At 54.2% G+C, this 24,367-nt stretch carries 17 protein-coding genes; 15 read left to right on the top strand and 2 right to left on the bottom strand.

All coding sequences use genetic code 11. From position 1 onward, the window contains the following. Positions 1 to 12: 12 nt before the first annotated feature. Together VMF88_03955 and VMF88_03950 are read left to right on the top strand one after the other, a co-directional pair. Positions 13 to 2,229 (top strand): T9SS type A sorting domain-containing protein, encoded by a 2,217-nt coding sequence (locus VMF88_03955; protein HTY10209.1) that lies wholly within the window; start codon positions 13 to 15, stop codon positions 2,227 to 2,229. Positions 2,230 to 2,307: 78 nt separating this feature from the next. Continuing rightward, entirely contained in the window at positions 2,308 to 4,557 is a 2,250-nt protein-coding gene (locus VMF88_03950) for a T9SS type A sorting domain-containing protein (GenBank protein HTY10208.1), read from the top strand. Between the two features lie 98 nt (positions 4,558 to 4,655). Here the strand turns inward: VMF88_03950 and VMF88_03945 are convergent, their stop codons facing one another. Further along, positions 4,656 to 6,194: a 4Fe-4S dicluster domain-containing protein gene (locus VMF88_03945; protein HTY10207.1), complete on the bottom strand. Its 1,539-nt coding sequence runs from the start codon at positions 6,192 to 6,194 to the stop codon at positions 4,656 to 4,658. A gap of 3 nt (positions 6,195 to 6,197) precedes the next feature. Continuing rightward, complete coding sequence (locus VMF88_03940) at positions 6,198 to 7,124, bottom strand: DUF362 domain-containing protein (GenBank protein ID HTY10206.1); 927 nt, start codon at positions 7,122 to 7,124, stop codon at positions 6,198 to 6,200. An 812-nt stretch (positions 7,125 to 7,936) separates the two neighbouring features. On the opposite strand from VMF88_03940, the gene VMF88_03935 reads away from it, so the two are divergent. The 13 genes from VMF88_03935 to VMF88_03875 all read left to right on the top strand — a co-directional run bounded on the left by VMF88_03935 (position 7,937) and on the right by VMF88_03875 (position 24,356). Next, positions 7,937 to 10,039 carry a cytochrome b/b6 domain-containing protein gene (locus tag VMF88_03935; protein HTY10205.1) on the top strand — a complete coding sequence of 701 codons (2,103 nt, stop codon included), beginning with the start codon at positions 7,937 to 7,939 and terminating at the stop codon, positions 10,037 to 10,039. Positions 10,040 to 10,129: 90 nt separating this feature from the next. Further along, positions 10,130 to 11,617, top strand: coding sequence for a NapC/NirT family cytochrome c (locus VMF88_03930; protein ID HTY10204.1), 1,488 nt, complete (start codon positions 10,130 to 10,132; stop codon positions 11,615 to 11,617). Positions 11,618 to 11,698: 81 nt separating this feature from the next. Continuing rightward, the gene (locus VMF88_03925; GenBank protein ID HTY10203.1) at positions 11,699 to 12,154 is read left to right on the top strand and encodes a Rieske (2Fe-2S) protein; all 456 of its coding nucleotides are present in this window, start codon (positions 11,699 to 11,701) and stop codon (positions 12,152 to 12,154) included. Further along, positions 12,151 to 13,230, top strand: coding sequence for a cytochrome b N-terminal domain-containing protein (locus VMF88_03920; protein ID HTY10202.1), 1,080 nt, complete (start codon positions 12,151 to 12,153; stop codon positions 13,228 to 13,230). The genes VMF88_03925 and VMF88_03920 overlap by 4 nt, the downstream gene beginning before the upstream one ends. Beyond that, entirely contained in the window at positions 13,227 to 14,714 is a 1,488-nt protein-coding gene (locus tag VMF88_03915; protein ID HTY10201.1) for an ammonia-forming cytochrome c nitrite reductase subunit c552, read from the top strand. The genes VMF88_03920 and VMF88_03915 overlap by 4 nt, the downstream gene beginning before the upstream one ends. Before the next feature lie 300 nt (positions 14,715 to 15,014). Then, complete coding sequence (locus tag VMF88_03910) at positions 15,015 to 15,554, top strand: cytochrome c family protein (protein ID HTY10200.1); 540 nt, start codon at positions 15,015 to 15,017, stop codon at positions 15,552 to 15,554. Between the two features lie 211 nt (positions 15,555 to 15,765). Then, positions 15,766 to 17,127, top strand: coding sequence for a hypothetical protein (locus tag VMF88_03905; GenBank protein ID HTY10199.1), 1,362 nt, complete (start codon positions 15,766 to 15,768; stop codon positions 17,125 to 17,127). Positions 17,128 to 17,136: 9 nt separating this feature from the next. Then, positions 17,137 to 18,357 carry a cytochrome c3 family protein gene (locus VMF88_03900; protein HTY10198.1) on the top strand — a complete coding sequence of 407 codons (1,221 nt, stop codon included), beginning with the start codon at positions 17,137 to 17,139 and terminating at the stop codon, positions 18,355 to 18,357. A 7-nt stretch (positions 18,358 to 18,364) separates the two neighbouring features. Continuing rightward, on the top strand, positions 18,365 to 19,282 hold the full coding sequence (locus VMF88_03895) for a CxxxxCH/CxxCH domain-containing protein (GenBank protein ID HTY10197.1): 918 nt from the start codon (positions 18,365 to 18,367) through the stop codon (positions 19,280 to 19,282). A gap of 20 nt (positions 19,283 to 19,302) precedes the next feature. Further along, positions 19,303 to 21,534 carry a cytochrome c biogenesis protein CcsA gene (ccsA, locus tag VMF88_03890; protein HTY10196.1) on the top strand — a complete coding sequence of 744 codons (2,232 nt, stop codon included), beginning with the start codon at positions 19,303 to 19,305 and terminating at the stop codon, positions 21,532 to 21,534. Positions 21,535 to 21,589: 55 nt separating this feature from the next. Next, positions 21,590 to 21,829 (top strand): ferredoxin, encoded by a 240-nt coding sequence (locus VMF88_03885; GenBank protein HTY10195.1) that lies wholly within the window; start codon positions 21,590 to 21,592, stop codon positions 21,827 to 21,829. A 71-nt stretch (positions 21,830 to 21,900) separates the two neighbouring features. Further along, the gene (locus tag VMF88_03880) at positions 21,901 to 23,046 is read left to right on the top strand and encodes an alanine dehydrogenase (GenBank protein HTY10194.1); all 1,146 of its coding nucleotides are present in this window, start codon (positions 21,901 to 21,903) and stop codon (positions 23,044 to 23,046) included. Then, positions 23,043 to 24,356, top strand: a complete 1,314-nt coding sequence (locus VMF88_03875) for an acetyl-CoA hydrolase/transferase C-terminal domain-containing protein (GenBank protein ID HTY10193.1) — start codon at positions 23,043 to 23,045, stop codon at positions 24,354 to 24,356. The genes VMF88_03880 and VMF88_03875 overlap by 4 nt, the downstream gene beginning before the upstream one ends. Positions 24,357 to 24,367: the final 11 nt, after the last annotated feature.

Below are 24,367 nucleotides of genomic sequence, written 5' to 3'. Positions count from 1 at the left end.
GTGAGTGTGAGCATGACACTCCTTCTTTGTTCCCAGAATTCTCTTCGGGCGCAAGGCCATCTTCCCGAAGAAGATCCGGACGTTGCCAAAATCAACGGCGAGCCTGTCGTCGGTTCGGTGGATGTCAACGATGGGAGCAATCTCGAACCCGCCAGCGTCACATCCCGGGGAATTTACATTCGCAGGGACCATAAGCTCACCGGTACATACAACGACAAGATCTTTGATCTTCCTGCGGGAGTCGATTGTAATAATGTTAAGGTCAAGATAAAGTCCGATTCTAAAAAAGTCTATCTTCTTCTTTCCGATAACAGCATCCTTCAGTACGACGTCGCGGCTCAAACCGTTTCGCCGTACACTAATAATACCAATGCTCCCCCCGAAGAGCGGTGGAATGCAGTGGACGGAGATGCGACCTATTTGCTGGCGCTGAACGATATTGTCGTCTCGCGCGATTCAGGGGGAACGTGGCAGACCGATACTGCCGGAATCGAAGGGATGCAGTACAATGCTCTGGCAGTCGATACGCTGCAATTCGTCTATCTGGCCACTTCGGTCGGAGTGTTCAAACAACATCCCGATTCGAACGTGTGGCACAAGGTTACTTCGCTCCCTTCGGCATACTATGTCGGAATATTCGTCTCGCGAAAGAACAGGGTGTTCACATCCACGTATGGAGCTGTTTACTCGAGCAAAGATTCCGGCAACACGTGGACGATGAACAGCAGCGGACTGGGAGGAGGAGCTGTGACACGGTTCGGAGACGATTCCTTCAATAATATTTACGGACTGGTAAACGGAACGGTCGTGAGATCTGACACTGGCTTTGCTCCGTGGGTTCGCATCGATACGGCTGTTTCAAAAATGATCAGGGACCCGATCAATTCGTATGCATCTCCGTTCAATTCCATCGGCGGCGATACGTCGATCTATCTCGCCACGAATTACGGCCTCTTTGTGAGCACCGATCAGGGCACAACATGGTCCGAAGCCAACGAAGGACTTCAGGCGGTGACGCTGTACGGGTATGCCAGGTCCGCCACGTGCCAGTTCGCGTCGACCGGGCTCGGAGTTTACTACGAGAACAAGGGGGATTCTTCATGGACAAAGACGTTTCCGCCGGACGGATTCCAAGCCGGAAGCGTCGTCTTGATCGACGATGCGGGGAACTTATACACTCTGGGGCAAGGCATTAATGCCAATAATTCTCAGGGTCCCCGTGCAAACTGGAAAAGCACCGACAACGGAACCACCTGGTTTCCCGACACGGCCGGTCTGGGCGTTGCCGTGCAGGCAAGCATTCCTATATACTTTGCCGATGAAACCGGAGTACAGCATTACGGATTCACCAACGCCCCGGCGTATATCTACAAGAAATCTCCCGGATCGTCGTGGACTCCGGATACTGCCGGGCTGAGCGGGATCCCGCAGAATTATTCGAATGTTTTTGCCAGCGACGGGAAAGGGAACCTGTATTGGGCAATTACCAATACTATGACGTACGCCGGCCTTTTATACCAGAGGCCCATCGCCGGCGGGACTTGGGTGCTGGACACCGCCGGATTGCAGGGAGCAATCGTCTACAGCATCAGCGCGGATAAGAATGGAAATCTCTACGCCGGGACGTGGGGGGGCGGAATCTATAAGAAGACCGGGTCGACCTGGGCAGGATACTCGACGCCGAACGGGCTGGGAGGCAACTCGGCGTTCGTGACCGCGGTCGACGGCTCGGGAGCGCTCTGGGCCGGATTTGCAAGCCAGAACGGTTTTAATTATCTCTGGCACGGCATCTATTACACAACCGACGATGGTTCGACGTGGAATGATGCGGGGCTCGACAGCATTTCGGTGAGAGCATTGACGGTCTCTGGCGATTCGGTCTATGCGCTCACGTATGCAAGCGGACTGTATATTCTGACGAAGAACGTCTCGGTGAACAGCGTCAAAAAGGCCGGATCGGTTCCTAATGCATATGCACTCTCGCAAAATTATCCCAATCCGTTCAACCCGGCGACGATGATCGAATATCAATTGAAAGATAAGGGTTTCGTCACGCTGACGGTATTTGACGTCCTGGGGAGAAGAGTCGCGACACTGGTGAATGGAGAGCAGACCGGCGGGACTCATTCCGCGTATTGGGACGCTTCGACGTTCGCGAGCGGCGTCTACTTCTACCGGCTGAAAGCGGGGGATTTTATCGAGACGAAAAAGATGCTGTTGATGAAATAACACGGGGTGAACAATCAGGATGAAAATCCATGATCGTGCACCTTGCGACAGTCTCACTTTCAAACAAGGAGTGTTGCGATGAAACCAATACATTGTTCCCGGATGGTTTTGCTCCTGTTCACCCTCATTCTTTTGTTGCCGGGAAGTTCGAGAAGCCAGTTTAATTTTTCGGGCAAGGAGACTCTCCCGAACGGCAGTTCGATCCTCACCAGAGACTTCGGCAACATTGGATTCAACAGTTCCACCTATTTTGTGGACGAAGGTGACGAAGACGACCCCGAATATGGCTCTGTTTGGGATGCACCAAAGGGGCGGAGCATTTCCGACGTCGTGCACAAGCGAGGATCGGATGTGATTCTGATCCTTCTTGATGACGGCTCTGTCTATGAAGACTTCTTTGGTGAAGCGGAAGTTATTCCGGCCCTCCACAATGTGAGATTCAGGACAAAAATTACCGGTGCCTCGTTCAGCGAGGATTGGGAGAAGATAATCGGAGACGACCTTTATATGCTCTCGTCGTCGTACGTGTACGTCAGCCACGACACGGCGCTTACGTGGAACCTCGATACGGCCGGACTCGGTTCAGCACACGTTTGGGACATCGCGATCGATTCCGCAATTCACGTCTATGCTGCCACGACGAACGGGTTGTTCAAGGAAAGCCCGGACTCGGACACCTGGCATCGCGTCACGACGCTGACCCAGTCTACAAGTCTGTACCGCGTATTTGTCGACCGAAAAAACCGGATCCTCGTGGGAGGGAACGGCGCCGGTCTGTATTTAAGTACCGATAACGGCGGAACATGGTCCACGGACACCGCCGGCATCGGAACACAGACGCCGGACCTCTTCGCCGACGACATCTACGGAAACCTTTACCTGGTGACGAACAGTCCCTTCACGAACACCGTGGTCTATAAATCTGCCGGTGGAACCTCCTCATGGCAGGAGATCGATGGTCCGATCGCCGCCGTTGCCGGGACCAATTTCGGCATCAATTCGATCACCGGAGACAGCACACTCTTCATCGGAACACCGTACGGATTGTTTGTCAGCACCGACCAGGGGACAACATGGGGATTCACCTCTGCAGGCGTCCCCAACAATTATGCTTTCGGATTCTGGAAGTCTCCCGACGGGAAATGGTTCGCCAGGTCGACGATCGGCATTTTCTCGAAAGGCCCCTCCGACGCGTCGTGGACGAAGGATTTTCCTGTCCAGGGTTTCAACAGCAACGTTGCCTTTGTCGGCGATGCACTGGGAAACTTCTATGCCTCGGCCTCCCATACGAATCTGGGGGGACCGATCATCTTCAAAAGCACCGACGATGGCGGAACGTGGAACCTCGATACGGCCGGAGCGTCGCTCCTCCGGACGGGCGTTCTCTCTATCGATGAGAACGGCGGTCAGCATCTCGGCACAAGCCAGTGGGGAAGCAGTTATCCGAGTCTTCTCTTCACAAAGGCCCCCGGAGGAAGCTGGGTGTTCGACACGGTCGGATTTATGTCGAGCAATTACAGCTTCACCTATTCAATGGCCTCGGACCATCATGGGTACCTGTATATCACCGGTTCGTATTTTACCACAGGAGGATCGGTGCAGGTGAACGGCCGTGTGATGCGCAGGCCGATTGCAGGCGGAGCATGGCGAGTCGATACAACAGGCCTCCCGTCGTCGGTGAATTACCTTTCCAACCTCGCCCCCGACAAGGACGGCAATATGATGGGGCTTGCCGGCAGTACGCTCTACAAAAGAACCAACGGAGTGTGGGGAACGGTCCCTCTTCCTGCACGCGCCGCCGGGCTCTTCTACTACATTAATCAATTTACGGTCGATTCGGCCGGAACAATTTTTGCTTCCTTCTCGAGTTTCTTGAGCGGAGGCGGAGGAATTTACTCGACGACCGACGGGGGAACCTCGTGGACCTTTGCCGGACTTGACAGCCTCACCGTGAACGAAATGATCTCGTACGGCGACAGCACGTATGTCTCGACCGACCGCGGCCTTTTTGTCATCACCCGCAATACCGTCGGAACAGGCGTTCGGACATCACCGGTAACTCCGTCCGTTTTCGCCCTGGAACAAAACTACCCCAACCCCTTCAACCCGGCGACGAACGTCCGGTTCACGATCGGCAGCCAACAGTTCGTCACCCTGAAAATCTATGACATCCTTGGGAGGGAAGTGTCGACCCTCGTCCATGTGATCATGCAGGCGGGCAATTATACCGTTCCGTGGAATGCGTCGAATTGTTCGAGCGGGATCTATTTCTATCAGTTGAAGGCAGGAGACTTCATTCAGACAAAGAAGATGATTCTAATGAAGTGATTCCGAGCTGAAACTATTGTTCGATCATAAGAAATCCCGCGAGGCACAGCGGGATTTTTTATTTGTTGAATGAAGAAACAAGAAAATTGAAGGGGAAATCAGAACGGAAATTCTTCCGGCGTGGCCACCGGCGCCGCGATCTTGGTCTCTTCGCGCTTTTTTGCAATGGCATGAACCTCGTTCGCCATGACAAAGATCGCTTTCCGAGGGGTCACCGGGCAGGCATGTTCGCATGCCCCGCAGCCGACGCAGTATTGGTCGTCGACCTCGGGAATGAGGAGCTTGCCGTAGGGGACCATCTTCACCGCTTTGGTCGGGCAATGTTCGGAACAGGCGCCGCAATCCGTTTTCTTGGTCTCGACGATGCAGTCGGCCTTGACGAAATGCGCCTTTCCGATCTGCAGCAATTTCTTTTCTTCGTGAAGAACCGGCTGGAGTGCCCCGGTCGGACAGACCTGACCGCATAATGTACAGTCGAAATTGCAGTAGCTCACGGAATAATCCATCCGCGGCTGCATCATGCCCGCGATGCCGAATTCGAGGAACGACGGCTGCAGCACATGCGTGGGACATGTGCTTACACAGAGATGACAGGCCGTGCAATGGTCTGTAAAATGCTGAATGCTGCGTCCCCCCGGGGCAACGACCGGCGTTTTGCGGGTCTCGTCGTACGTCGGTTCGGCGGCGGATGCGGTTTCTTTCGGCATCGCCAGCCAGAACATTGATATGGATGCCGCAGTGAGAACTTTTCTTCTTTCAGCATCGACCGGCGCCGGAGCGGGCTGGTTGTTCTTCTTGTAAGAGTATTTCATCCCCACCGTGGGGCACGAACTAAGACAATCGAAACAGCCGACGCACGCCGCAAAATCGATCTCCCGTTTTTCGCTGTCGATGCAACGCGCGCGGCAGACACGCTCGCACAAACCGCAGTCGATGCAATGCTCGTTGTCGATCGTGATCCGAAAGATCGAGAACCGCGAAAGGAGACTCAGTACTCCGCCAACGGGGCAAATGGTGTTGCAGAAGAACCGCCCGTAAAAATACGAGAGCCAGAACAGGGCTCCGACGAACACGGTCGTTACGGCAACGACCGGAAGCGCAAGCCCTTTGAGCGGAATTTCATAAAGAAAGAACAGCTGCTGTTTCGTCAGAATGAGGGCGGCGGCATTATTCAACAGAATGAAAAGCGGCCGGACAATGTCGGAGAGGATCCTGCCAAAGGCGCTGAAAGGTTCGAATAGATCGAGAAGGAAAAAGCTTCCCGCGGCCGCCGAAGCGACGATGATGACCGAGATGACGTAATGGAGAAGGTAGCGCGGTTTGCTGTAAGGAAATTTTCGATGCTTGAAATTCTTTTTGGCGCTCCAGATGAAAATGTCCTGAAGCGTCCCGAGCGGACAGAGATGAGAACAATAGACTCGCCCCACCATGACGGTTGCCGCCAGCACGAAACCGACTCCGGCGAGAGCGGCTCCCCATCCGCTCAACAGGCGGATGAACGTCGGTCCTGCCTGCACGCTGAGGATCGAAGAAATGATGAACGGCGGTACGAGGTTGGCGAGATCCAGAAAAAATACCGACACAAGGACCAACGACACTGTTGCAACAACCCACCGGATCGTCCTGAGGTAACGCACGGCTCAGAGGGAGATTCGTTTGATGTTCAGATGGTCGAGATCCGCTCTCCCGGCTTTTTGCTGCGCGGCGATCTGAATGTACCGGATGTCGGACGGATTCAGGCCGAACAGTTTCGCCCCGGCAACGTCGATCGTGACCATGTCGGTCGAGATCAACTGCGACTTCATCGTGACAACATCCTCCTCCGAAACGCCTCGCGGTCCATTGCGCTTCATGACCGTGTACGCGTCGAGAATGTTCAGATCCGGCTTGCGGTACGCCGCAAAATCGGCGATGCATTGATGCAGGTCGTTGGCATGCCAGGCGCGGCGGTCCCAGACGACTCCCATGAGATTCTTCATCGACATGGTCAGCCGTGCGGAATTGTGATCCTTCAGGACCGGAACGTTGATGAACACGTCGGCTTCGAGGATCAACTCGTGCACTTTTGCTGACGTCAGGTTCTTTGAACCGGTGACCGTGACATCATGATAATATCCCTCGGTGTTTCCGGGAGCGACCTTTCCCCCCGCGTTGGTGACCGCCGATTCAATGCCGCTGTTCTTGTACGCACGCTGCCAGTTGTCGCAGGTGTTGTCGAAGACGACGACCTCTTTTGCCCCGGCTGCGTAACAATGCCTGATAATTTCGGAGATCAATTTTGGGTTCGTGTCTCCCCCCCGTTCCGGCGAAACATCCCACCCGATGTTCGGTTTGACGACAACTTTTTGCCCCTTTTTAACGAACGTTTTCATTCCTCCCAGGGCTTCAATTCCCTTGGCAAACATCAAATCAGCTTCTCCCCCCTTGATGGCAACGAGGTCGTAGGAAGCGGAAGGGGAAGAATCAAACATCTCACTGTTCAAAAACTTCAACTTTCCAAAAGCGGAGCTTGTCCCGGCAAGTACCGTGGCTCCGGCGGCACGCATCATAAACGATCTTCGATCCATATCAGCCTCGATCTATGATTTGAGAATTAGACAATCACATAGAAGAACGGGTAGCGTTGCAGTTTGAGAATTTCCCCTCTCGCTCCCAAACTCAATCTGGGAGCGGCTTCGGTAACTTGTCTTTCGGCGGAATATATCACTCAGTTCCCTATCGGGGATTGGAAACGAGAGAACGCTTGGCCAAACACCTCAAATGTGGAACAGTACCACTCCCGTAGAACGTGCAATTTTCTTGCCAATTTTACAGGTTAAATGGCCGACTGAAACTCGTGCAATCGACATCCTCCTCTAATGTTTTACGAACCGATTCTCATTTGCGAGTTGACAACACCGCATATTTCGCATTGCTGAGAAGCGCGATCGTGCCGTTCCGTTCATTCAAGGCCATGAAGCGGAGACTATTTTAGCGCGTCGATCAAATTCGCCGGCGACCAACGCTTGAAATGAAACAATCTCTCTCCACATCTTGCAATTCTTATGATATTTTCCGAAATAGCATTCGTAGTTTTAAAGTGGTCACTGCGCCGAGTGAATCAACTTTAGGTCAAATCTTCTTCTCATACCAGGAAATGAGGCTGCACTTTCTCATTTTTCGGGAAGTGACGCTTTTTCCGCGCTAATCTCGGAAAATCTTGGACAAAATCTCGATAAACCGTTGAAAAAAGGCATTTTTCCTGTTGAATTTATTGGCACAATCCTTGCCGAATTTTTCAACGCTTGATTTCTTCTGCAACTGTAAAGGCACTCTTAATTTTATGTTGATAAAAAGAACGCTCTTTCATTCTATATCTTTTCTCTTTGCCGCGATAGCGTTGTTTTCATTTCATCTCAATTCGCAGACGAAAGAGGAGTGCCTTGCTTGCCACTCCGATAGCACGCTGACGACTGAGAGAAACGGTAAAACAATTTCACTGTATGTAAACGATCAGATTCTCTCCCATTCCATCCATAGGACATTTGTTTGTGTCGCATGCCATACCGGTTTCGACCCGAACAATGTTCCGCACAAGGAGAAGATCACCCCCGTTCAGTGCCAAAACTGCCATAAGAATGTCATCTCGAAACATCCCTTCCATAGCGCCGTCTTCGCAAAAGCTGGTGCCAATGTAAGCCAGATGTGCAAAGATTGCCACGGCAAACACGACGTCCAGTCGCCGAAAACTCCGGGGACGAAATTCAACTCGGCGAACGTCGTCCAGAGCTGCGGCGAGTGTCATGGCGAAGAAAAAGGAAAATATCTTGCGTCGGCGCATGGCAAGGCGGTAATGTCCGGCAATTTGAACGCGCCGACCTGTGTTGCATGCCATTCCAAAAACATAACAGGCTCAAAAGCGGGAGTTGATTCCGCTCAGTTGAAGATCGCACAGGAGCAGGTGTGCATAACGTGTCACGTCAAGAACAAACAGACGCCTGAATCGGCCCCGTCGGCGAACTTTGTGATGTCGTACGAACAGAGCGTGCACGGGATGGCGCTCAAGAGCGGCAACGGCAGCGCTGCGAACTGCGTCGATTGCCACGGCAGTCACGAAATGAAAAAAGGGGGAGATCCGACATCCAGGGTGAACAGGCTCAATATTCCTAACACCTGTTCGAAATGTCATGCCTCCATCGCCGAACAGTATAAGGGGAGTATCCACGGCTCCGCGTTCTTCGCCGGAAACAAAGATGCGCCGGTCTGCACCGATTGCCACGGCGAGCACAAAATTCTTGCACCGACAGACCCCAACTCGCCGGTCTCGAAACTCCATATTTCAGCTCAAGTCTGCTCCCCCTGCCATAACTCGGTCCGCCTGAGCGAGAAGTTCGGACTTGCGGCTGAGCGCGGAAAGAGTTTTGACGACAGCTATCACGGTCTTGCGACGAAAGCCGGGAGCGTGGAGGTTGCCAACTGCGCGAGCTGCCACGGCGTACATGATATTCTCCCCTCGAGCAACCCGAAATCGCGCGTGAACAAAGCCAACCTTGCCGTCACGTGCGGGAAATGCCATCCCGGAGCAAATGAGAATTTTACGAAGGGCTCCGTCCATATTATGGTGACAGCGAAGGACAAAGACCTCCTCTACTACGTTACGTCCGGGTACATTCTTCTCATCGTCCTCACGATCGGCGGAATGTTTCTTCACAATGCGCTCGATTTTGTGAAAAAGTCGAAGCGAAAACTGCGGATGAGGCGGGGGACAATCTACGAAGAGGATCTCGGGCACGCGTTGTATGTCCGCATGACGATGGGCGAGCGGTTGCAGCATGGTACGTTGATCATCAGCTTTTTCACGCTGGTGATAACAGGATTCATGCTGAAATTTCCCGATGCCTGGTGGGTTTCTCCGATCAGATCGATCAGTCCAGCGGTCTTTGAAATTCGAAGCTTGCTGCACCGGATCGCAGGGGTTGTGTTGATCCTCGTCGGAATTTACCATGTTTATTATATTCTTTTTGTGCCGAGAGGGAAGCAGCTGCTGCGGGATATGATCCCGAAGTTGCAGGACGCGAGCGATGCTGTCGCCGTTGCGAAATACAATCTCGGCCTCAGCACTGTGAAGCCGCAGTTTGACCGGTTCAGTTATGTGGAGAAAAGCGAATACTGGGCGCTGGTGTGGGGGACGATCGTCATGGCCATGACCGGCTTCATTTTATGGTTCGATAATAGATTCCTCGGACTCATCGGAAAGCTCTGGTGGGATGTGGCGGGAACGGTCCATTATTACGAGGCATGGCTCGCGACGCTCGCGATCATCATCTGGCATTTTTATTTTGTCATCTTCAACCCGGATGTCTATCCGATCAACCTCGCCTTCCTTAAAGGAACAATCACCGAGGAGGAGATGCACGACGAGCATCCGTTGGAACTGAAGCGCATAAAGGCCGAGGAGATGAGGAAGATCGAAGAGGAAGAGAAAAAAGAGAACGAAAAGTGAAAAGTCATCAATGAAGAATTCAAAGCCCCGAACGCCGGACTCGACTTTTCATTTGCTTCTATTTTTCGATAACACTATTATCCTGCAGTCATGAGAAGGCTTGTTCCGAAATCTTTTTTTAATCCGACCAGTTTTGTTGGGGCCGCGATCGCCCTCGTATGCTTCGGGCTGATCTTGTTCCTCTTCCTGCTCGAAGCGTTCGCCGGACATCAGAAGCCGTACATGGGCATTATTGCCTTTGTCATCCTTCCGGGGTTTCTCCTCGTTGGTCTCGCGATCGCCGTTATCGGCATGATCCTCGAACGGAAGCGAGTGCACGTTACCGAGGACCGTTTCCCCCGTATCGATCTCAACAATCCGCACCATCGTTCGATGTTCGCTTTTTTCTCCGGTTTGGTGATCATCCTCCTTTTATGCTCGGCCTTCGGAAGCTACCAGGCGTATGAGTTCACAGAATCGGTACAGTTTTGCGGCGAGGTTTGCCACGCCGTGATGAAGCCGGAATATACCGCCTACCTCTTTTCGCCGCATGCACGCGTCTCATGCGCTGAATGCCATGTCGGCTCGGGAGCGGATTGGTACGTGAAATCGAAGCTCTCGGGGGCGTATCAGGTGTACTCCGTGATCTTCCACAAATATTCCAAGCCGATCGAGACGCCCGTCAGAAATTTACGCCCGGCCCAGGAGACATGCGAGCGTTGCCACTGGCCGAAACAGTTCTATTCGGAGAAACAGGTCATCAAGAATTATTTTCTTTCCGATGAAAAGAACACCGGATGGTGGATCTCCCTCCTGATGAAGATCGGCGGCGGCAACAGCGAATCGGGGCCGACCTCCGGCATTCATTGGCACATGAATATCCGCAACAAAATTACGTATGTCGCGGTCGATTCCCAGAGACAGGTGATCCCGTGGGTTCAATCAAAGAGGCCCGATGGGACGGTCGTCACATACACTTCGACCGACGGAGGCGTGACCAAAGAGCAGATTCAGGCGGGCGAGATGCGGCGGATGGACTGCATCGATTGTCACAATCGGCCGACGCACATTTACCGCCCTTCCAACGAATCCGTGAACGAAGCGATGACGCTCGGATGGATCGATCCGAAGATCCCGTCGATCAAAGCAGCCTCGGTGGAAGTCCTCGAACGGCCGTACGGAACGCAGGAGGGGGCCCTCGACAGCATCGGCATCCTTATCCGCGAGCATTATGCGCAGCATTACCCTGAGATCGCACAGACGATGAGGGTCAACATCGATTCCGCCGTGGAATGCCTCAAGAGGATCTACAGCAGAAATTTCTTCCCCGAAATGAACGTCTCGTGGAAGCATTATCCGAACAATATCGGCCATTTGTATTCTCCAGGATGTTTCCGCTGCCACGACGGAAAACACATCGGCGACAACGGTAAGGTCCTTTCGAGGGATTGCAATACGTGCCATGTCATTCTCGCGCAAAAACTCGACCACGACAACCTCCGCGTGTCGCTGACCGGCGTTGACTACCGCCATCCTGTCGATATCGGTGATGCGTGGAAGCAGATGAACTGCAGCGATTGTCACAGCAGCGGTCCGTGATGGCCGCTGGCGGATCTTCTGGCACGTGCTGAGGAACAAGGACAGATTTCCATTACATTTTTCCCCTTGCGCTCGAACGAGATGATTGAACATCCTCAAATGCAGGCTCACCAGTCCAAAAGAGATTTCCTCAAGGTCATTCTTGGCGGGAGCCTCCTCGCATGGGCGGGAACTATTCTTTATCCCATTCTTGCATACCTTAAACCTCCCAGCCAGGCGGAAGCGGAGGTCAGCAGCGTCAAAGCCGGCAAACTCTCCGATATCGAAAAAGACAGCGGCACGATCATCAAGTTCGGAAGCAAGCCGGTGATCCTTCTTCGCACGGCCGCAGGCGATCTCCGCGCCTTCTCAGCGACTTGCACTCACCTTGACTGCACCGTCCAGTACCGGAAGGACTTCGGGCTCATTTGGTGCGCATGCCACAACGGGAAATACGACATCAACGGCAGAAACGTCTCCGGTCCGCCGCCGCGTCCGCTCGATGAGTACAAGGTCAACATTCAGGGAGGGGAGGTTTTCATCTCCAAGAGATCATGAAGCGATCGTTGGAAAAATTCTATGATTGGCTGAATGAACGGGTCGAGCTCGACGACCTGATCAAATTCATGGGGAAGAAATATGTCCCCGTGCATCGGCATTCGATCTGGTATTATTTCGGCGGCGTGTCGCTCTTCCTGTTCATCATCCAGGTCGTCACGGGAATTCTTCTGCTGATGTACTATAAAGGGAGCGAAGAATTCGCGTTCGAGTCGATCCAGTTTATCATGTCGAAGGTCCAGTTCGGGTGGCTCATCCGCTCGATCCACAGCTGGACGGCGAACCTGTTTATCTTGACAGCGATGATCCACATGTTCAGCGTCTTTTTTGAAAAGTCGTACCGCAAGCCCCGCGAGATCACTTGGCTGACCGGCATGCTGATGTTCTTCCTGGCCCTCGCGTTCGGATTCAGCGGTTACCTGCTGCCGTGGAATGAACTGGCGTATTTTGCGACGAAGGTCGGAACCGATATCGCCGGCGTTGTCCCGTTGGTCGGCAAGCCGATCATGATGTTCCTCCGTGGAGGAGAAGAGGTGACCGGCGCGACCCTTTCGCGTTTCTTCGGATTTCACGTGGCGGTCTTCCCGGGAATCTTCACGGTGCTACTCGGGATTCACCTCCTGCTGATCCAGCGCCAGGGGATGAGCGAACCGCTCTCCTCGGAACACGAGCCCGTCTCCGAACAGAAAAGAATGCCGTTCTTTCCGAATTTTCTGCTGCGCGACCTTCTTCTCTGGCTCATCGTCCTGAATCTCCTGGCGATTCTTGCGGTCTTCTTTCCGTGGGAATTGGGGAAAAAAGCCGACGCGTTCGCCGCGGCTCCCGCAGGAATAAAGCCTGAATGGTACTTCCTCTTCATGTTCCAGTCGTTGAAATACATTCCCGGCAAACTGTGGATCTTTGACGGCGAAGTCTTCGGGATCATGCTCTTTGGCGCAGCCGGGCTGCTCTGGATGCTTGTGCCGTTTTGGGACCGCAAGAGTGCCCGCGGGGAAAAGAATCGCTTCATCACATACATCGGACTCTTTGTGATTTTCTATATCATCATTCTGACGATCATCGGATGGGCAACATGAAGCTTCGGCCTGGAATGCTGGTCGCTGCGTTGTTGGCTGCTGCGGTGTGCCGCGGTTCCGCCGCTGCGCCGGACCAGTGCGTGACGTGTCATGAGGCGCTCGACGATGCCCCGTCCAAACTGTTCAAGCATGATGTCCATTTCAAAAAGGGACTTTCATGCGCCGATTGCCACGGCGGAAATCCGAGGTCCGATGACGCAGAAACGGCGATGAGCAAGAAGGAAGGTTTCATCGGCGCCCCGAAGGGGGACGAAATTTCAAAGACCTGCGCCGCATGTCATGCCGACCCGGAGGCCATGCGAAAATTTGGTTCGCAGCTTCCGACCAATCAATGGGAAAACCTTCAGGCGAGCGTACACGGCAAACTTTCGACGACCGGAAAGGAACATATTGTCCAGTGCACGACGTGCCACTCCGCTCACGGCATCGTACATGTGAAAGATCCCTCCTCGCCGGTCTCCCCGCTGCACGTCGTGGAAACGTGCACCAAGTGCCACGCCAACGCCGCACTGATGCGTTCATACAACCCCTCGATGCCGGTCGACCAGCTCGATAAATACAGGACAAGCGTCCACGGCATCCGCAACGCCAAAGGGGACCCGAACACTGCAGAGTGCGCCAGTTGCCACGGCAGTCACGATATCCGATCGGCGAAGGACGTGAAGTCACGCGTGTACGCCACGAATATCCCGGCGACCTGCGCGCACTGCCACAGCAATGCGGCGCTGATGAAGGCTTATAGGATTCCGACCGACCAGTTCGAAAAATTTTCGCGCAGCGTGCATGGAGTCGCTCTCTTGCAGAAAAATGACGTCGGAGCCCCCGCGTGCAATAGCTGTCATGGCAATCACGGCGCAGCGCCTCCGGGGGTAGAATCGGTTTCGAAAGTGTGCGGGACTTGCCACGCTCTGAACGCGGACCTGTTTTCGTCAAGTCCCCATAAGAAAGCGTTTGACGACAGGAAACTGCCCGAATGCGAAACGTGTCACGGCAACCATGAGATCGTCGCCGCCTCCGATTCACTTCTCGGAGTAGCGGCGGGTGCAACGTGCGGCAGATGCCACACGGAGAAAGAAAGTACAAAAGGCTTTCTCGCCGCGAGATCGATGCGAACCTTGACCGACAGTCTTGTGAATTTTGAGCAGCATGCCCGGACGCTGATCGATGAGGCGGAGCAAAAAGGAATGGAGGTGTCGGAAGCGAAGTTCAGACTTCGTGACGTGCATCAGGCACGAATGCAGTCGCGAACGATGGTGCATGCATTCAATGAGGACAAATTCCACGACGCAATTCAAAAAGGATTGGTCGTCGCTGCAGCAGTTTCGCAGCAAGGCCAACAGGCGATCGATGAATATTATTTTCGCCGGTTCGGCCTTGGGTTTGCAACGATCATCATTACGATCCTTGCTTCCTCGCTCTATCTTTATATCAAAAGATTAGAACGAAAACAGGCAAGGAGCGAATCGGACCGGTCGGGATCATGAATCCAGCGCTCCTGATCTTTTCTCAATTGTTGAGATTGAAAAATCCGTTTTTTTAGGTCGTGGGGAATTGAATAAACTTCCTTTAACAAGGGAGTTTCTGAAGAGAAGGCTTATGGTGACGATTCTCATCCTTGCAAATTCAGCAGTAATGATCTTCTTGGATTTAAGACTATAAATGGCAGAAATCGACGAAAAACAGAGAAAAATCCACTGCCGTCGTCTCGGCACATTATTTGAGTAATAATGTGTTGAGGTTTTGAACGGTGCAAATAATAAAACCTGAACAGAAAGAATCCTGAGATGAAAAAGTTAGTTGAAATGTTGGTAGTGGCAGCGATGGTTGTCTTTCTTGCTCTTCCGTCTGAGGCACAGCATAAGTACGTCGGCGTCACAATGTGTTCTGTGTGCCATAAGACCGAGAAACAAGGAAAGCAATTCGATATTTGGAAATCTTCTGCACATGCAAGCGCGTTCAAAACTCTCCAGTCGCCGAAAGCAGACGAGATTGCAAAAGCAAAAGGCTTGAAGGTGAAAGCTTCTGAAGCTCCCGAGTGCCTCCAGTGTCATGTCACCGGGTACGCTGCCGACAAAGCGCTGACGTCCGCATTAAAGGTGGAAGACGGTATTCAATGCGAATCGTGCCACGGCCCCGGATCTGACTATAAATCGATCCCTGTCATGAAAGATAAAGCGAAGGCAGAAGCGGCTGGATTGGTTCTTGCAGCTGGCGATGCAAAACTCTGCACACAGTGCCACAACAGCAAGAGCCCGTCGTACAAAGAATTTAATTACAAAGAAGCCTGGGCGAAGATCAAACATCCTATCCCCGCAGCTGGCTAAGATAGTATTCGCTCCATTCGTGGGGCGATACTTCCCCCGCCGGTAACCTACATACCGGCGTTTATCCCACGAGGCTCGGCAAAGCCTCCAGACCGCAAAAACAATCCCGCTTCGTCTCCTGACGGAGCGGGATTCCTATTTTATAGAAGGGGGGAGAACGATTCTTGATACTTAGAAGGAAGTTTGTTATGATTGAAGAAATCTGTAGGAAATGAAAGCAATTCTTGCCGCGACGAATGGCACAATCCTTGTCTTTATTCCCACCACACGAGTAAAGGGAATTGCCGTTATGAAATGCAAAATAGTCTTCATCATTCTTTTGTTCATGACAGCGACGGCTTCTGCTCAGCTGGCAACCGGACGCTTCACGACTTCGTTCTACGGCTGGCAGGGACGTAACGCAGACCTCGACGTTCAAAATTACTTGCGTGGTTTTGAGAACGTTCAGTTCGACCTCAACCAGGAACATTTTTCGTTCAACACGAATTTTCAGTACTCAAAAGATTTCGGCACGACGATAGGCACCGACCCGGACCTGCAGCTCTCGTCCCTGGTATTGAGGGGGCGAAACATCGCTGATGTCGGCGACATCTCGGTAGGGCGGCAGTATGTGTTCGCGGGGGTCGGTGACGGCTTGATCGACGGTGCCGTGGCACGGGCAATGTTGTTTGACCGAAGGGTGGGCGTGACAGCGTACGGCGGCTACAATATCGTCGAGTCGCGCTCGATCGACCTGAAGGAAAGTTTGCCGGACAATTCTCTGTACGGCGGTCAGATCACGTTCGCGCCGATCGACAACGGGGTGGTCGGCGTGAGTTACATGAAACGGACCCGCAAGCCGGAGCCGTTCACCGCAGTCCGGGAGGATTCGCTGTTCAACCCCGAAGTGATCCTCATCGCTTACTCGCCGACCGAGGAGGAATATGCCAGCGTCGATGCACGGTACAGTTTTTTGACCAAAGCAAATCTCTACGCCCGCTCCGATTACGACCTCAATATGGAAAGGATCTCGCGCGCACAGATCGAAGGAAGCGTCGGCATCATGTCGTCGCTGAGCGCGACGCTCGATTATCTCTATCGCCAGCCGCGCATCGCCTACAACTCGATCTTCTCCGTCTTCAACACCAACAGTACGCAGGAGGTGGAAGCCGGCCTTGATTACGAAGTGATGCCGTTGTTCCATACGTTCGCCCGCTTTGCGACCGTTCAGTATACGGACGACAACAGCCGCCGCGTCACCGTCGGCGGGTCATACGATATCATCAACGTTTCCTACACTCAGAATTTCGGCTACGCCGGAGACTTGAACGGCATCTCTGTCCAGGCGGTCTATCCGATGATGGAACGGAAGTTCACCCCGAACATCGGCTTCGGGTTTGCCGATTACCAGATGTCGGATAACGCGCCGAAAAATAATGTCATGAACAGCAGCATCGGAGCCACCTACCGCCCGATGCCTTCCCTGTCGACCGATGCTCAGGTTCAATGGATGCGCAACCCGCTTTATGCGAACGACGTCCGCGTGTTTTTGAAAGTAAACTACTGGTTCAGTGACCGTCTCAGTTGGTTTTAAGGACCCCCTATGAGAAACAAAATTCTTTTGTTTGGAGCGTGTTGCGCGGCAGCGGTTGTTGCTGCGTTTGGCGGCGGATGGTCGGCGAATGATGGCGCCGGCGCTGCCGGCAACACGGTGCAGCCGATCAAATTCTCCCACCAGAAGCATATCAACGAGTTCGGTGTTGATTGCGCAACGTGCCATGCCGAGGCCGCGACCAGCAAGTTGTCGTCAGATAAGATGATTCCCGGTCATGCGGTCTGCCAGACGTGCCACGAAGACCAGGTCAACAAAACGTGCGGTTACTGCCATACCGACGAGAAGAATCCGAAAGGATTTGCGAGGGAGGCGCGCGAACTCCGGTTCAATCATAAGCAGCACGTCACAGACGGCAAAATGGAATGCGTCACGTGCCATGCCGGATTAGATAAGGTCGATTACGCTTCTGCGGCCAACATGCCGGCGATGACGACATGCAATACCTGCCACAATAATTTGAAGGTCAATAACCAGTGCGAGACGTGTCATTCCAACCTTGCCACGCTCCGTCCGGCCTCCCATAACGAAGGAAATTTTTTGAAGACCCATTCCGTCCTGGCCAAGCTGGGGGGGATCGATGCGCAATGCTCCACGTGCCATACGGAAAGCTACTGCGCACAATGCCACGACGGATCGAACCTGACCGCGCTGTCGGCCGCCGAGAAGACCGGCATGATCTCCCCGCGCACGATGGGAGACGACAAGTCCCAGGCGCTGAAGGGACAGTCTGTCCATGACATGAATTACCGTTTCACGCACGGCATCGACGCCCGCGGACATGCTGCGGATTGCCAGGTGTGCCACCATGAGCAGGCATTTTGCAACGACTGCCATCAGACGGGAAGCCAGGCGCTCGGCGGCACCATTCCGACATCGCACGAAGCCGCAGGGTTCGTCACCATCGGGGTCGGCACAGGCGGCGGAGAACATGCTCGGCTTGCCCGGCGCGAGATCGAAAGCTGCATGTCCTGCCATGATGTTGAAGGGTCCGACCCGGTCTGCATGAAGTGTCACGTCGATCCCGACGGCATCAAAGGGACGAATCCCCAGACGCATCCGAGCGGATTCATGAGCGGGGTTCACGGCGACTGGCATACGAATGCCGGTGCAACATGTTTTGCCTGTCACACCGACCCGAACGCGAAACCGCATACGATGGGGGGAATTGCCGGCGTGGGATTTTGTGGATACTGTCACGGAAAGAAGTGAGTGAACTATGAAAACAAGTGTGTATCGTGGAATTGTGCTCGTTGTCTCGATAGGCTTGCTCGCCGGCTGCAGCAAATTAAAAAATTCTGAGACGCCGACTGCCCCCGTGCTGAGCGTCCACCCGGAAGGATTTACGGATACTGCGTCGATGAACTTTCACGGCAATACCGTGAAGCAGCTGAACTGGAATATGACCGAGTGTAAGGGATGCCACGGCGCCAATTACTCGGGGGGTAGTGCGCAATTTTCCTGCACGACCTGCCATGTCCAGCCCAACGGTCCCGAAGCATGCAACACGTGCCATGGAACATTTAACGCTCCCGAAAGCAATATGGCTCTCTGGGCGCCGCCGCGTGGAGTGAACGGCGATACGTCGTCCACAAGCCGCGGTGTGGGGGCACATCAGGCGCATTTGCAGGCGACGTTAGGGAAGACGGTCAAGTGCCAGGAGTGCCATACGGTTCCCTCACATGTATATGCTGCCGGACATTTCGATTCTCCTCTCCCGGCAAAAGTTGCACTGAACGATACATTGGCGAATGTCGTGAGCGGCGGAGGGACATTCACACCGCATCCTGCATACGACGCAACCCAATTGCAATGCAGCAACACCTTCTGTCACGGAAACTGGCAAGTGTTGAAGTCGAACGCATCGCCGGACCATCAATACATCTACACGGATTCGATGATGGCCGGACTCAATCATTCCCCCAAATGGACTGGCGGGGCGGCCGAAGCGGCCTGCGGGACGTGCCACGACCTGCCGCCGAAAGGGCATGTCGGGTATCCTAACCAACTCCCCCTCTCGAGCTGCGGCAACTCGAGCTGTCACGAAGGCGTTGTCGATGCGAGTGGGAAGATCCTCAACCCGGCGTTGCACATTAACGGCAAGGTTGATATAGAGGGGACGCAAAGAAGTTTCTAGTTTCTTGAACGGAGCGAGTGATGGTCGGTACGATTGTTCTGGTTGTAGCGTTCGTCAGTGGCCTGGTTGCGGTCTGGTCGTATTACCAGACAGCCGCTGAGAGGCAGAATTTTTTGAAGCTTGGCAGGAGCGCTCTCTATGTCAGCGGCGCGGGAATCATCGCCGCTGCCGCGCTTCTGTTGAACAACATTCTGCAGCATGATTTTTCCTATTCCTACGTTTGGAGTTACAGCGACAGGAAACTTCCTCTTCATTTCCTGATCTCGACGTTTTATGCGGGACAGGAAGGGAGCTTCCTCTTCTGGGCGGTCTGCTCGGCGGTCATCAGTTTCTTCGTGCTGCGGTACACGAGAACGCGCCATTCTGAAGCTCATGTGCTGACGATCTTCCTGGCGACGCAGACATTTCTCGTCCTCCTCCTTTTGTTCAAATCTCCGTTCACAGCGATTTGGGATGCCTTCCCCGGACGGATCGCCCCCGGCCAGATCCCGCCGGACGGCAAAGGATTGAACCCTCTTCTGCAGAATTTCTGGATGGTCATTCATCCGCCGGTGCTCTTCATCGGTTTTGCAGTCACGGCCGTTCCGTTCAGTTTTGCGGTCGCGGCGTTGTGGCGGAAAGATTTTGCTTCGTGGATCTCCAGCGCATTCCCCTGGGTGCTTTTCTCCGGGCTCATTCTCGGCCTGGGGATCATGCTTGGCGCGTACTGGGCGTACGGCGTGCTTGGCTGGGGCGGTTATTGGGGATGGGATCCGGTCGAGAATTCCTCCCTGATCCCGTGGCTTGTGCTGATGGCCCTTGTGCACACGATGTTGATTCAGAAGAGGACCGGCAATTTCGTGCGGACGAATTTCGCTCTGGCCATTCTGGCGTTCCTTTTTGTTGTCTACAGTACGTTCCTCACCCGTAGCGGTGTGCTCGGCGATTCGTCCGTGCATTCGTTCACCGACCCTGGAACCGCAGTGTACACGCTGCTCATTGCATTCCTCGGGGTCTTTGCGTTTCTCGGTTTCGGCATGATGATCCTTCGCCGCGCCGAATTGAAGCAGAATGCACCGCCGCTGCAGTATCGTTCGCGGGGATTCATCGTGAGCCTCGGCTCGTTTGCCCTGCTTGCGTTGTCGGCCGTCGTGCTGTTCGGAACGAGTCTGCCGATCGTTTCGAAGACAAACGTTGAACCGTCGTTCTACGACACGATGAGCCTCCCGCTCGCTGCACTCATCGCACTCCTCATCGGCGGAAGTCTGCTTCTTCGCTGGGAAAACGAGGACGGCGCGGGGTTCTTCAAACGTTCCCTCAAATGGATCGTTGCCTCCTGCGCGGTCGCCGGAGCGATGGCGTATTTCGGAGTCCACGACGGAATGATGCTGGCGTTCGGGTTTGCATCGGCGTTCGCCCTCTTTGTGAACATTGAAATTGCATACTTCACGGCGAAAGGCGATCCTCGTTTGACAGGAGGGAAGATCGCGCACATCGGCCTCGCGCTGTTCTTTTTCGGGGTTCTTGCTTCGGGAAAGTACGGCGAGAAAGAACATCTGGCCCTTTCATTGAATTCGCCGCAGAGTATTTTTGGCTACACCGTGACCTATAAAGGAAACAGGCCGGTCGAGGGGCACAAGTTCGCATACGACATTGACGTTCAAAACGGAAATTCCCATTTTCAACTTTCTCCGGTGATGTATGAAACGGGGGAGCAGGGGACGATGCGCACTCCCGACATCAAATCGTTCCTGACGCAGGATCTGTATTGTTCTCCCGTTTCGCTGACTCATACGGAGAGTCTCGCCGGCCAGGGGGGAGAAACCGTCTCCATTAAAAAAGGAGAGACGGTATCGCTGGGAGACGTCAAGGCAAAGTTTGTGAAATTCGACATGGGGAGCCACGGCATGGATGCGATGACAACCGGCGGCGGGATGTCGGTCGGGTCCGTGATCGAGCTTTCTTCTCCCGAAGGAAAAGAAACAGTGACGCCGGTCGCAGTATACACGCAGCAGAGAACGCCCGCGTTCAAACCGGCCGCATCGAAGCTGCTCGGCGCAGATCTGGAATTGGTCAGCATGAATATCGACATGGGGTCGAAACAATCTACGGTGACGCTCGAGGTTGTCAAGCCTGGAGCAGCGGCTCCCGCGGGAGAAGTGCTGGAGGTTGAGGCGAGCATCAAGCCTTTTATTGATCTTGTTTGGACTGGCACGATACTGTTGTTCATTGGATTAATCATTTCTATGCTCCAGCGAAAGCAGGAAGCATAGACGTTTGAAAAAATATTCACAATCATCATCAAAAACTTTTTTGAATGGAGCTGCTATGATGACAGAAACGATGCCAAAACCGTTAACGGAAAATGTTCCGGGAAGATTTCACGTGATGGACAGCTGCAATGGGTGCGGGCTCTGCATGTCATATGCCATCCACAGCTTTACCTTCGATGATTCGGCATGTTTCTATTATGTGTACCGCCAGCCCGAAGGGGATGCTGAGGTCGAGGACGTGCTGCGCGCAATTTCCGTCTGTCCGATGGATGCGATTAAAGATCGGGGAAACTGACGATCGATGCTGCAATGCCGCTGCGGTGAGGATGGTGCCGCGGCGGCAGACCTTCCAAACCACGCACTCTTATGATCATCGGTATTCTTAAAGAGACCGGCCTTCTCGAACGACGCGTCGCTCTTTCTCCCGCCGGAGTTCAGGCGCTCTCCGCCATGGGGCATACGGTCTATGTCGAGCGCCTTGCCGGGGCCGCCGCCCTTTTCACCGACGAAGAGTACATCGCCGCCGGCGGAGTGACCGCCTACAGTACGGAAGAAGCCGTCAATCGTTCCGAACTCGTGCTGAAAATTTCCCCTCTGTCCGAAAAAGAACTCCAGCTCCTCTCCAAGGGTCAGGCCATCTTTTCGTTTCTCCATCTCGCGATGTCGCAGCGGAAACAGATCGAGACGCTCCTCCAGCGCGAAGTGACCGCCGTTGCCTATGAGCTGATCGAGAACGCTCAGGGAGAACTTGGCGTGCTGCAGGTGATGAGCGAGATCGGGGGCCAGGTGTCCATGCACGTCGCTGCCCGTTATCTCCAGGGAAAAGAGGGGGGACGCGGAATTTTGCTCGGATCGATTCCCGGCGTACCCCCGGCATCGGTCGTTATCCTCGGCGCCGGAACCGTCGGCCGGACGGCTGCCCGCATTGCCGTCGGAATGGGGGCTTCGGTCACCCTGCTCGATAAGGATATTTCCCGCCTTCGCCAGGTTGAAGAATTGCTGCAGTGGAAGATCACCACCGAAACGTCCACGGATTACAACGTCAGCCGGGCGGTTCGCTATGCCGATGCGGTTATCGGAGCCGTCTTGATGAAGGGGGAAAAAGCTCCGCATATCGTGACGGAAGAAATGGTGAAGCAGATGAAAGCAGGGGCGGTGATCGTGGACGTTTCGATCGACCACGGGGGATGCGTGGAAACGAGCCGGCCTACATCGTTGAGCGACCCTGTCTTTGTCCGTCACGGTGTCGTCCACTACTGTGTTCCGAATATGACCGCATCCGTCGGCCGCACGGCAACGGCAGCGTTGACGAATGCGATGGTCCCTTATTTGCTCGAGACCGCCAACGCCGGTTTCGAAAGGTCTTTCCAGGCGAATCCCGGATTAGCAAAGGGTGTGTGCACGTTCGCGGGCCGCTGTACGAACAGCGGCGTCGCAAGAATTTTTGACCTCCCGCTTGCCAGTATAGAGCGCCTTCTGGCCGGCCGTCATCAGTCGGAGTCCGTCGTATGAACTGGCTCGACCAGTACAAATCGAAAGTAGTTTCGGTCGAAAATGCGGTCTCGACCGTCAAGTCCGAGGACCGGATCTTCGTGAGCGGCAATGCCGCGACTCCGCTTCTCCTGATGCGGGCGCTGGCGGACCGGAAGAACGATCTTCTTCATGTGGAAGTGAACCACGTGCTGCTCATCGGCGATGACCCGTTGTCGAAGCCGGGGATGGATACGCATTTCAGGCATAATTCGCTGTTCGTCGGCCCTGCGGACCGCGCTGCGATCGCTGACGGAAGCGCCGACGGCGTTTCCGTCCACCTCTCGCAGATCCCGGCGTTATTCCGGCAGGGGATCATTCCGCTGGATGTGGCGATGATCCATTGCTCACCCCCCGACGAGCACGGATTCGTGAGCCTCGGCGTGGAATGCGCCGGAACGAAAGCCGCCGTCGAAAGCGCGAAGATTGTCGTGGCGCAGGTGAACGAAAGAATGCCCCGGACGCTCGGCGATGTGTTCGTCCATATCTCCCACATCGATAAGATCGTTGAATGCTCCGAAGAACTTGGTACGCTGCCGCACGGGACGGCATACTCGGATGTTGAATCAAAGATCGGCTCGCACATTGCGGGGCTGATCGAAGACGGATCAACGCTGCAGCTCGGCATCGGCGGAATTCCCGACGCCGTGTTGTCCAACCTCGAAGGGAAGAACCATCTCGGCGTTCATACGGAGATGGTGTCGGACGGCGTCGTGCGGGCGATTGAAAAGGGGATCATCACGAACCAGAAAAAAACACTCCACCCGGGGAAGGTGATTGCCACCTTCGTCCTGGGCACGAAGGAGCTGTACGAGTACGTTCACAACAACCCGTATTTTGAGATTCATCCGTGCGATTATACGAACGACCCGTTCATCATTTCGCGGAACGAGAAGATGGTTGCGATCAATTCGGCCATCGAAGTGGATGTGACCGGCCAGGTCTGCGCCGATTCGATCGGGCACACGATCTACAGCGGCTTCGGCGGACAGGTGGATTTCATCCGCGGCGCCGCCGGATCGAAAGGGGGCAAGCCGATCATCGCCCTGCCCTCCACGGCAAAGAACGGAACGGTGTCGCGCATTGTCGCCCAGCTCTCCCCGGGAGCCGGTGTCGTGACCTCGCGCGCCGACGTTCATTACGTCGTCACCGAGTTCGGTGTCGCTTCTCTCCACGGAAAAAATATGCGGCAGAGAGCGGACGCGCTGATCGCCATCGCTCATCCCCGGTTTCACGACGAGCTTCTCAATGCCGTTCGTTCGAGATACAAAACATACGCTGTGCATTCTTAGCGTTTTCCCAT

Source organism: Bacteroidota bacterium (assembly GCA_035506275.1).
In the GTDB taxonomy this organism is placed as follows: domain Bacteria; phylum Bacteroidota; class Ignavibacteria; order UBA10030; family UBA8401; genus JAGVPT01.
The sequence above is the reverse complement of the archived record's forward strand: the minus strand, read 5'-3'. Positions and strand labels throughout refer to the sequence as shown.

Excerpts from the sequence above, each read along its gene's own strand:
- VMF88_03920 (HTY10202.1), top strand. The coding sequence starts at position 12,151 with ATGAAGCGATCGTTGGAAAAATTCTATGATTGGCTGAATGAACGGGTC.
- VMF88_03915 (HTY10201.1), top strand. The coding sequence starts at position 13,227 with ATGAAGCTTCGGCCTGGAATGCTGGTCGCTGCGTTGTTGGCTGCTGCG.
- VMF88_03955 (HTY10209.1), top strand. The coding sequence starts at position 13 with ATGACACTCCTTCTTTGTTCCCAGAATTCTCTTCGGGCGCAAGGCCAT.
- VMF88_03885 (HTY10195.1), top strand. The coding sequence starts at position 21,590 with ATGATGACAGAAACGATGCCAAAACCGTTAACGGAAAATGTTCCGGGA.
- VMF88_03880 (HTY10194.1), top strand. The coding sequence starts at position 21,901 with ATGATCATCGGTATTCTTAAAGAGACCGGCCTTCTCGAACGACGCGTC.
- VMF88_03950 (HTY10208.1), top strand. The coding sequence starts at position 2,308 with ATGAAACCAATACATTGTTCCCGGATGGTTTTGCTCCTGTTCACCCTC.
- VMF88_03910 (HTY10200.1), top strand. The coding sequence starts at position 15,015 with ATGAAAAAGTTAGTTGAAATGTTGGTAGTGGCAGCGATGGTTGTCTTT.
- VMF88_03895 (HTY10197.1), top strand. The coding sequence starts at position 18,365 with ATGAAAACAAGTGTGTATCGTGGAATTGTGCTCGTTGTCTCGATAGGC.
- VMF88_03925 (HTY10203.1), top strand. The coding sequence starts at position 11,699 with ATGATTGAACATCCTCAAATGCAGGCTCACCAGTCCAAAAGAGATTTC.
- ccsA (HTY10196.1), top strand. The coding sequence starts at position 19,303 with ATGGTCGGTACGATTGTTCTGGTTGTAGCGTTCGTCAGTGGCCTGGTT.
- VMF88_03930 (HTY10204.1), top strand. The coding sequence starts at position 10,130 with ATGAGAAGGCTTGTTCCGAAATCTTTTTTTAATCCGACCAGTTTTGTT.
- VMF88_03875 (HTY10193.1), top strand. The coding sequence starts at position 23,043 with ATGAACTGGCTCGACCAGTACAAATCGAAAGTAGTTTCGGTCGAAAAT.
- VMF88_03905 (HTY10199.1), top strand. The coding sequence starts at position 15,766 with ATGAAAGCAATTCTTGCCGCGACGAATGGCACAATCCTTGTCTTTATT.
- VMF88_03940 (HTY10206.1), bottom strand. The coding sequence starts at position 7,124 with ATGGATCGAAGATCGTTTATGATGCGTGCCGCCGGAGCCACGGTACTT.
- VMF88_03900 (HTY10198.1), top strand. The coding sequence starts at position 17,137 with ATGAGAAACAAAATTCTTTTGTTTGGAGCGTGTTGCGCGGCAGCGGTT.